This is a genomic window from Anaerotignum faecicola, assembly GCA_024460105.1.
Taxonomy (GTDB): Bacteria; Bacillota; Clostridia; order Lachnospirales; family Anaerotignaceae; genus JANFXS01.
In genome coordinates this window covers 1-405 of the sequence record JANFXS010000483.1, presented here as the reverse complement: position 1 = coordinate 405, position 405 = coordinate 1, and the positions used below count along the sequence as shown (strand labels likewise).

The window sequence follows — 405 nt, the reverse complement described above, 5'->3', positions numbered from 1 at the left end:
GATAGCCGCCGTAAACGGATACGCGCTGGGCGGAGGAATGGAGTTTGCCATGGCGTGCGATTTTATTGTTGCGGCGGATATCGCAGGCACGCGCAGCCCTTGAAGCCGGCGGCAGACATCATGCCCTTTTTCACAAAATACCCTTGCCATTTCGGACGTCGTCTTCACCTCTTCCTTTATATCGCCGCCGGCGCTGAAGGCTTTTTCCCCGGCTCCCGTAAGCACGGCGCACAATACGTCCTTATCCTTTTCCGCCTTATCAAGGGCTTCCAAGATCTCGTCGCATACGGCCGATGAAATCGCGTTCATTGTTTCCGGGCGGTTAATCGTTATCCACGCCACATGTTCTTTTTTTTCATATAGCATATATTCCATGTCAAAACCTCCTTTATATATTTTCCGGAC

Annotated in this window: 2 pseudogenes; one reads left to right on the top strand and one right to left on the bottom strand. The window is 51.4% G+C overall.

The annotated features are described in order from the left end of the window. Nucleotides 1-85 (top strand): annotated as a pseudogene (locus tag NE664_15000) (enoyl-CoA hydratase-related protein). A gap of 47 nt (nt 86-132) precedes the next feature. On the opposite strand, the pseudogene NE664_14995 reads toward NE664_15000, so the two are convergent. Beyond that, a pseudogene (locus NE664_14995) lies at nt 133-309 on the bottom strand (enoyl-CoA hydratase/isomerase family protein). Nucleotides 310-405 lie beyond the last annotated feature (96 nt).